General features: G+C 34.7%; 2 protein-coding genes. Both read right to left on the bottom strand.

Annotated features, from left to right (window positions below):
- Window positions 1-121: 121 nt before the first annotated feature.
- On the bottom strand, window positions 122-4,810 hold the full coding sequence (locus IPN31_08915; GenBank protein MBK8682009.1) for a SprB repeat-containing protein: 4,689 nt from the start codon (window positions 4,808-4,810) through the stop codon (window positions 122-124).
- A 248-nt stretch (window positions 4,811-5,058) separates the two neighbouring features.
- Window positions 5,059-9,690, bottom strand: a complete 4,632-nt coding sequence (locus IPN31_08910) for a PKD domain-containing protein (GenBank protein ID MBK8682008.1) — start codon at window positions 9,688-9,690, stop codon at window positions 5,059-5,061.
- Between the last annotated feature and the right edge of the window lie 146 nt (window positions 9,691-9,836).

The raw sequence follows: 9,836 nt of genomic DNA, 5'->3' as shown, positions 1-9,836 counted from the left end.
ATAAATTAGAAACATAAATTCCGCTTGTTGTTGCAAGGATCCATAGGTAAAATATGTTTCACCATCGCATTCTGCAGAAACATTTTCAAGTAAATAGGATGCACAATTAAATCAGTGGTGATTATGAGTCGCAACCGTTGATTGAAAATAAATTTGAAATATAAATTCCGCTTGTTGAAACAGTTGATCCATCAGGTAAAATATATGTTTCACCATCGCAGATTTCTGCATCTACATTTTCATTATAAACAGGATGCACAATTAAATCTGTTGTGATTATTGAATCGCAACCGTTGATAGAAAATAAATTGGTAATATAAATTCCAGTTGTTGCAACCGTTGATCCATCCGGTAAAATATAAGTTGCACCATCGCAAATTTCTGCATCAACTGTTGTTGAATAAATCGGATGCACAATTAAATCAGTGGTGATTATGGAGTCGCAACCGTTGATTGAAAATAAATTTGAAATATAAATTCCAGTTGTTGCAACAGCTGATCCATCAGGTAAAATATAAGTTTCACCATCGCAGATTTCTGCATCAACTGTTGTTAAATAAATCGAATGCACAATTAAATCAGTGGTGATAATCGAATCGCAACCGTTGATACTTATTAAATTAGTAATATAAATTCCAGTTGTTGTTGCACTTGAACCATCAGGTAAAATATATTCTTCCCCATCACAGATTTCTGCTGAGATATTTTCATTATAAATCGGATTCACAATTAAATCAGTGGTGATAATTGAATCACAACCGTTTATACTTATTAAATTGGAAATATAAATTCCAGTGGTTGAAACTGAACTTCCACCGGGTAAAATATATGTTTCGCCATCGCAAATTTCTGCTGATATATTTTCATCGTAAATTGGATGCACAATTAAATCAGTTGTGATAATCGAATCGCAACCGTTGATTGAAAATAAATTTGAAATATAAATTCCGCTTGTTGTTGCACTTGAACCATCGGGTAAAGTATAGGAATCTCCTTCACAAATTTCTGCAGATATATTTTCTTCGTAAATAGTATTTACTGTTAACAGAGTTACTATTATAGAATCACAACCCACTATTACAGTTGGTATTGAAATGTAAGTGCCGGATGCATTTACTGTTACACCATCGGGTAATGTATAGATATCGCCTTCACAAATATTTACTTCTACTGTATCGCTTAATGATAAATCTACATTCAGGTTTATTGTAATATTTGAATCACAACCAAACATTGTTGTGTAATTAAAAATATAAGTACCTGTAGAATTTTCTATTGATCCATCGGGCATTGTGTACGACTCATATTCGCATATCTCTATATTGTTGGTTATAACATAAGTTGGATTTATAAATAAGTGTGTAATAATTATTGAATCACATCCATTTGCTGCAACTAATGTAGTTGAATAATCACCGGTTATAGATGTGGTAGAACCATCAGGCAGTATATAAATTTCACCTTCGCATATGAACCCATCCTGATCAATTGATGTAGCAGATAATTCAACAACATATACATCGCAGAAAGCAGTACAACCAAGATTGTTAGTAATAGTTAAAGAATAAAACCCGGCTGCATACACTTCTATTGTTTGAGAAATTTCTCCTGTACTCCATAAATAATCAAATCCATCAGGAGCTGTAAGTGTTGTAAATCCACCATTACAAAATTGTAAATCGCCATCTATTAAACAAGCAAGTGTTGTATCAAAACCAATTTCTATTTCAAGTGTATCCGTACAATCAAAAACATCAGTAACAATTACCGAATAAATTCCTTCACTTAATTCTTCTCTGTCTTCATCCGTACTGCCATCTTCCCATAAAAAAGTATAAGCAGGAGATCCGCCGGTTACAGTAAGATCAATTGAGCCATTTACACCACAAGATATGTTTACATTTTCATGCGTTTCACTGATAAGTATTTGTGCAGGATCAGTAATTGTTGCAAAGAATGTATCTGAACATCCCAATGCATCTGTTACCACCGCAAAATAATCTCCTGCAATTAAACCATCAATTGAAATTGCATCATCACCTGTACTCCATACATAACTATAACTTGAAGAACCGGCAGGTATTAAAGTGATTGAACCTTCTGCAGCGTCATAACAAAGTGGATCTGTTATAGTGCCATCCACATTTAAAACACTCACTGTAATAGTAACATGATCTGCATCAATACTAATGCAGGCATCTCCACCAATTATTCTTCTGAAATAAGTAAACGTATCTATCGGACCAATTAAAATCGGATCCAGATTTTGATAAATACCGCCGGGCACATCTATCCATGTTATACTATCCAAACTATATTGCCATTGATATACTTCAGCAGTTCCAATATCTGGATACACAGATGTTGTTCCATCACGAATAATTACTGGCAATACATAATCAGGTTCAGAGCCTGTAAATTCTTCGGGTGTTTGTCCGGGACATAATATTTGATCACTGAAAATTTCATTATTAATTAAATCAGGCGGATTTGCCCACACAACTAATCCCGGTTCATAAATAGAAGTGCTACTAATTTTATTTGTATTCAACGCTCCTTCTGTTAGAGGAATATCTTTTGATTGCGCAGTGATAATTGTATAAATTCTGCAATTACTTGTTTTAATTCCACGCTGACCAATAGGATCATAATCATTGCCGCTGCCACCATAATAAGTAAGATAAATTAATGCACTGAGATCAGCAGAGAGTTTTAAAAATATTTTATCATTTATTCCAAAGTTTGTGGTTTGCAATGCGCCAAATGTTGCGGTTAAACTTGGGCTATTACTATCTGTATATCCAAATACAAATACATCATTATTATCATCCACATTCATACCCATCATATTCACTTCGTTTCCACTTCCACCAATATAAGTTGCGTAATTAAAAGTTTGACTCGTATCCATATTCACAATAAACAAATCATTGGTCCCGCCATTATAAGAGTTATCATACACGCCCGATGCAGAAATATTACTTGCATGCAAACCATTTGTAATACCACCAAAAATTAATTCACTTCCATCACCATTAAATTCCATGCAAAGTATCTTGGTGATTTTTGAAAGCGCAGAATTAAAATATGATGACCAGATCATTGTGCCATCACTATTAAATTTTTGAATATAACCATCTGTTCCACCCACTTTAGATGATTGTCTGGCAATTAATGTCGGAAATGCCGAAGAGTTAGTATAGCCCGCAACAAAAATGTCTGCGTTATCCTGATTCACCAACATAATCGTTGCCTGATCAAGACCGCTACCACCATAATTATTTATCCAATCAACTACATCAAGATCAGTATTAATTTTAAAAATAATTGCATCAATACCTCCATAATTTATATTCGTTGCACCCACACCCGGAAACAAAGTATTTAGGTTTGTACTTCTTGTATTACCGCAAACAACAATATTTCCATCCGCTGTAGTACGCAAATCAAAAGCACCGTCGCTACCGTTACCACCAATTACTGCACTTTTAATTGAATTACCAGAAGTATTAATTTTTGTAATAAAAATATTATCCGTTGCTTGAGCCCGGTTATCAATTCCACTTCCACTGAAAGCGAGACCACCCGATAAAGGATAATTCGAACTGCCTGTATAACCGGCAATATATAATTCGCCATCAGGTCCTTGTTCCATTGCATAAGGATTATCATCCAAATTACCACCCACATAAGTTTGCCAAACACGAGACCCCACACCGCCAACCGCATCCGGTTCCAAATATTTTCCGATTACTAAATCCACATGACCATTGGATGTAACATCAAATGCACCAACAGTAATAAAATTTGTAGAACCATCCACACGAGCAACAATATAAATTGCACCATCGGATTGATCAACCCAAATACAATGACCATGATTCTGTCCGGTTGAATTTGAATTTACCCAAGTAGCCCAACGCATTGCAATCGGATCAATAATCAATGTTGCATTTTTATCAAAACTTCCAATATCAAATGAAATAATGTTGTCGTCAGTAATTCTATATCTGGCATCAATCATTATTTTTTTCCCCTCCACAATTTGATATACAATAGGTGCAGGTATTTCCATATCGCCAACACTTGTTCTGAATATTAGTGACCCATTTTCCTGTTTTTTGATTTTTGTAATTCCGGCCATGCGAATAGCTAATGTATTTTTATCGAACCCAGGCTTACAAATGATATCATACTCTAACGAACCTTCTGCTGATGGATAATATCTGACATCTACATGTTCATACACATTGTTATACCATATTTCCTGATAGCTTTTTACATTGGTTTGTCCGGCATTATCTCCCATAAAATAATTGAACACTTCTTTATGTACTTGCTTTGCCTGAACAGACATTTGTGGTGAAGCATTTACAAATTCCATCCTCCATCCATGTCCATGAATTTTTACCGGAGTTTCATTAAATTCTTGTAAGTTCTTTCTTGCCTCTTCTTCTTTCAAACCCCATGCATATGATGCCTGTATATCTTCCGCATTAAAGGTTGCCAGCAACATTCCTTCTTTAGTTGCCAATGCTTGACCTAATGGAAATTCAGCACGATATAATTCATTGGAATCCCATTGACCTTTATTTTCTGTAAAGAATATTTGATGATCGTAATAGTGTAATAAACTTTCAATTTCCGTATTCGAAATATCAGGGATATTTGATGTAGAATTAGAAACCGATAGTTGCGAAAAGGCATAAGTATTTACAAGCAAGCCGCAAACACAAAATGCAACACTTAATAACGGTTGATAAATACTTTCTTTTAGGTTCACGTGATAAAGAGTAATCACGTTTTTCATACACAAATTAGTTAGGTGGCTATAATGGAATTAAAAGTATCCATGAAGGGTGAAGCAGGTCAAATCACCAAAGACATATTTGTTACCATCTAAACTTTAGATATGCTTGCGTAAATAACAATAGATATCAATAGCGTAAATAAATAAAGCAGATTTTATTACACGTTGTATCAAAAATATTGTGATAATTATTCTGCCTATTTTAATTTGAATAGAATCGCATTTGTGCTATAGGCTGTGACAGGCTTTTATTTTACGAGAGTAATATTTCCGGAGATAACAGATTCGACACCATCTGCGCAAATAAATTCGATAGTATACACATATACACCGGGGTTACAAATTTTACCACGATAAGTTCCATCCCAACGTCTTTCCACATCTGTAGTATGAAACATGCGTTCGCCCCATCTGTCGAAAATGGTGATACTTTTTAATCCTGCAACATCTGTATAATCAATATAAAATTCATCATTAAAACCATCGCTATTCGGACTTATAATATTTGGAATTTTAAATACAGATTCATCACAAGGTATCACTCGCAGATATATATAATCATAATCGGTACAGCCTAATGAATCTGTTGTCAAGATTCCCAAAACCATAGAATTATCTACGGTAATATTTACATTTAAACAAGTAGGACAATCCACAAATTGAGAAGGATTCCATTCATGCGTTAAGGGATCATTACCTGAGATAACTTCAGCAATAACATTCACCGGTTGGCCGGCAATTGTTGAAATAGTATCCACAGGAATATCAATATCAGGCGGCCCGGTAACTACTACAGTTACTATTGCTGAATCATCTAAAAATCCACAACTTGCATAGGCTGTATATTGAATAGTTTCTGTAGTATTTGAAATAGGATCCGGAATAAAAATGTCATTCAAAAAACTATCCGGTTGCCAATAAAATAATATTTCCGACTGAGGAATATCATTGGTAAGTAATGCATATAAATTTATCTCACCGGGCTTACATAAAATTGTATCCGGACCGGCATCCAATATTAATTCTTCTACTACATTTACTTGTACAGAATCAATTAAAGAACAATCTCCATTTGTAACTATCACAGTATATAAAGTAGATACCAAAGGATGTGCAATTGGATCGGGAACCACTGATGATGATAGGCCTTCCGGTGGACTCCAAAAATAAGTGTATCCGCCGGTTGCACTTAATTGCACATCCATTCCAGGACAAATAATAGTATCCTCACTCAGATTAAAAATTGGATATGGAATTACTGTTACAGGTATATCAAAAGTGTTAGTACAACCAAAAGCAGTTTGCACTTCTAATGAAGAAATATAAATACCTGTATCTACATAAGTATATTCAAAATCTATAGATTCATTTTCAATAAAACTTGAATCCCCTGTATTCCATAACCAACTAATAATTGGTTCGTCGCTATAAGAACTATCAGAAAAAATAATTTCTGTACCCTGACAAACTCCCACATCAGAAACTGAATAAAGTGCTTGCGGCATCGGACTAACTAAAATACTATCGGTGATGTATAAAATATTTAAACAACCACTTGTATCCACCACTAATGCAGTGGGGCCATAATATCCCGCTTCATTATAAGTGTATGGAATTTCTAATGTTGTAACCTCATTGCTGAATACAATATCCTGAGAATAGAAATCACCATTGTCAAAAAATAATCCTAGCGAATCACTTGAATAAATGGAAACATATAAAATCAATTCTTCTCCAACGCAAACTGAATCTTTTGATGGAACAATATAACCAAAAGGACCTGGCACATCAATATAACCTGATTTATAAATAGTTGTTTCGCAATCATTGCAATCGATAACAGTAAGTGAAACATCAAAACTTCCTGCAGTTAAATAAGGATAAAGTGGATTGGGATCAGTGGATGTTCCGCCATCGCCAAAATTCCAGTAAAAGGAACAAATAGAATCTTCAATTATAGAATTAAATTGAACTAAAGAATAATTACAATTGGCAATTACAATATCAAAATCAAAATCTGCATTGATTGTTTCCGCAATAATAAATGCAGGCTTTTCTACAACAACAACACATCCATAATAATCGGTAACAGTAAGTGAAACTGTAAAAGAACCAAGAGTGGAATATGCATGTGCTGGATTTGCAAGAGTAGAAGTAGTACCATCACCAAAATCCCATAAAAAGGAAATACCGGTCCCGGTTGCCAACTCTGTAAATGTTACTAATTGACCAACACAAGGTATTGTATCATCAGCTATAAAGTCAACAAAAGGGAGTTTAGATCTAATAGTGTCTACATAAGAATCACTGCATCCATTCGCATCATAAACAATAAGTGTAATTGGATATACTCCTGATTCAGTATAGGTATGCGTAACATCTATCATTTCTTCTGCTGTAGTATAAGTATCAGAAGTACCATCCGCCCAATAAATTTCCCAAGAAGTAATATCCCCAACTAAAGAAGAAGAACTATCTGTAAGATGCATTGTAAAAGGTGTGCATCCATAATCATCATCAAGAGTATAAAATGCATTCACCTGATTTATTGACACCGTATCTACAAAATAATCAGTACAACCATTTACATCTGTAATTAATAAGGTTACTAAATAAATTCCGAAGTCTGAATAGGTATGTTCTGTATTAGTGTCAGTAGAAAAAGTGCCATCATCAAAATTCCAATAGTAAGTGAGATTATTATCTACTCCATCCGTAGATGTATTTGTAAATATGGCGGTATAAGGAGTGTCGCATGCTCCTCCATCCACTTCGAAAGCAGCAACAGGATCTGTGATTAAAACATTAAATCCAATGCCCGAACATTCTTCCTCTGTAATACAATCATATACAATTGACACATGATAAGAACCTGTTTCCGCATAAGTATGGATGGGGTTCATATTTACAGAATCCACAGTACCATCCCCAAAGTCCCAAGTCCATCCACAGGAAAGTGCTGCAAGTGATGAATCAATATAAAATTTCACTTTATACGGATCAAGACAATTTATATCATACACCAATAAACTATCATCAATATCTAAAATAAAAATAGAAGAAGAAACAGTATCCGGGCAACCATTAATCCAAGTATAAAATAATACCTCATGAAATCCAGGTTCCATAGAAACGGTTGTATTTGAATCAACAGTTGTTGTAATAAAATAATCTAAGCCGCCATCAATTATTAATTCAATAGAATCTAATGGCAAATAAAATACTTCCAATTTAACTGAAGGACAAGATGTATCCGGTACTCCTAACAATGCGGTACCTGATTCACCTGCACAAATAAAATCATTTACAAAAGTGGTATCAATACAACCATCCGCAGTAGAAGCAATTAACATCATATCAAAACAATCTACTGTATTATAAACATGTGTTGGATGCACTGACGTTGAAGTAGTTCCATCACCAAAATCCCAATAAAATTCTGTTAGCTCATCACCAGCTATGGCTTCAAATGAAACCGATAATGGAATACAACCGGACTCGGGTGTTGCAATCGGCACCACTTCTAAAGTACCAATAGTAACATAATCCGGTATCGAAATTTCTGCGGAGCATCCCAATATATTTGTCACCGTTAAAGCAACATCATACGAGCCCGGAACTGACCATAAAAAGTTAGGCATAATTGCCGTGGAAGTAGAAATACCATCAGGTGTTTCAAACTCCCATAAGAACGTTACAGGACCACCAGCAACTGAAGGAGTAAATGATACAGTTAAGGGAACAGAACAATAGGAATTCGGATCAGTAGATGTAAACGAAACTGTAGGCGATGCAATCACATTCATTAATGAAGGATAACTAATAAATCCTGTACAACCACCTCCAAAATCTCCACTTAAACTTACAGTATAAATTCCCGCAGAGGTATAAGTATGTGTGGGTTCAAATGCAGATGAAGTAGAGCCATCACCAAAATCCCATAACCATGTACCAACAACAGCATCACTTAAATTTGTAAACTCTATAGAATTACCTGCACACACTGTAGTTAATGAAGAAGAAAAATCCACATTCAAAGTGGTATTAATTATTATAAAATCTTCTGCGGTAAAAGTGTTGGAACAACCAATTGCATCCGTTACAGTTAAACTCACATCAAAATTTCCAATCTCGGAAAAAGTATGTGTTGGATTTGTTGCAGAGCTTGTTGCACCATCGCCAAAATTCCATGCATAAATTAAATCTCCTGAACCGGATGATAAATTTGTAAAATGTGTGGTGAGTGGTAATGAACAAGACACAGTACTATCTGCAATAAAATCTACTGAAGGAGCATCAAACACTTGAATATCCGTTGTAAAATAATCAGAACATCCGGCACCATCTTCCACAAAAATATAAACAGTATATAATCCCGGCGAATTAAAAGTATAGGTCAATTCATCGGTATCAGGTAATGCTCCTGCGCCAGTAATTATCCAATAAAAATCTGATAGTGATCCATAGGTTCCGGGTGTAGAAGTATTTGTAAAAGTTAATGTTAAAGGCAAACATCCTTCTGTTCCTGATGATATAAATTCTGCATTCGGATTCGTATAGACTGTTGCAAAACCGGGAATAGATAAAAAATCACTTCCTGAAACTCCGGTTGCAGTTAGCTCAACTGTATATGATCCGGTAACTGTTAGAAAAAACGAAGGATTTGAAAGCGTTGAACTCGCTACTTCTATTCCGGATTCATCAAATACCTGCCAATAATAAGAAGATGCTCCGGTAGATAAATTTATCATTTCAAGTTCAAGCAATCCACATCCTGTTGTGTCGTCCGAAGTAAAATTTGCTACTACTTGCGATTTGGAAATCATTGCACTGAAAACACAAAATATCAACAGAAGAAACAGAATACTTTTGTTGAGCATTCCGCTAAAATTAGCTGCGTATTTATTTAATTTCATTTTGTGTTGGTGCGACTCTGTTCACGTGACGTTACCAATGGAGATGAGGTAAATTTAATTAAAATTAATACATCAATCAATGTGAATAATGTATAACTGCTCAAATTCAA

Source organism: Bacteroidota bacterium (assembly GCA_016715425.1).
GTDB lineage: Bacteria > Bacteroidota > Bacteroidia > Chitinophagales > BACL12 > JADKAC01.
This window is presented reverse-complemented; position numbering and strand designations above follow the sequence as displayed.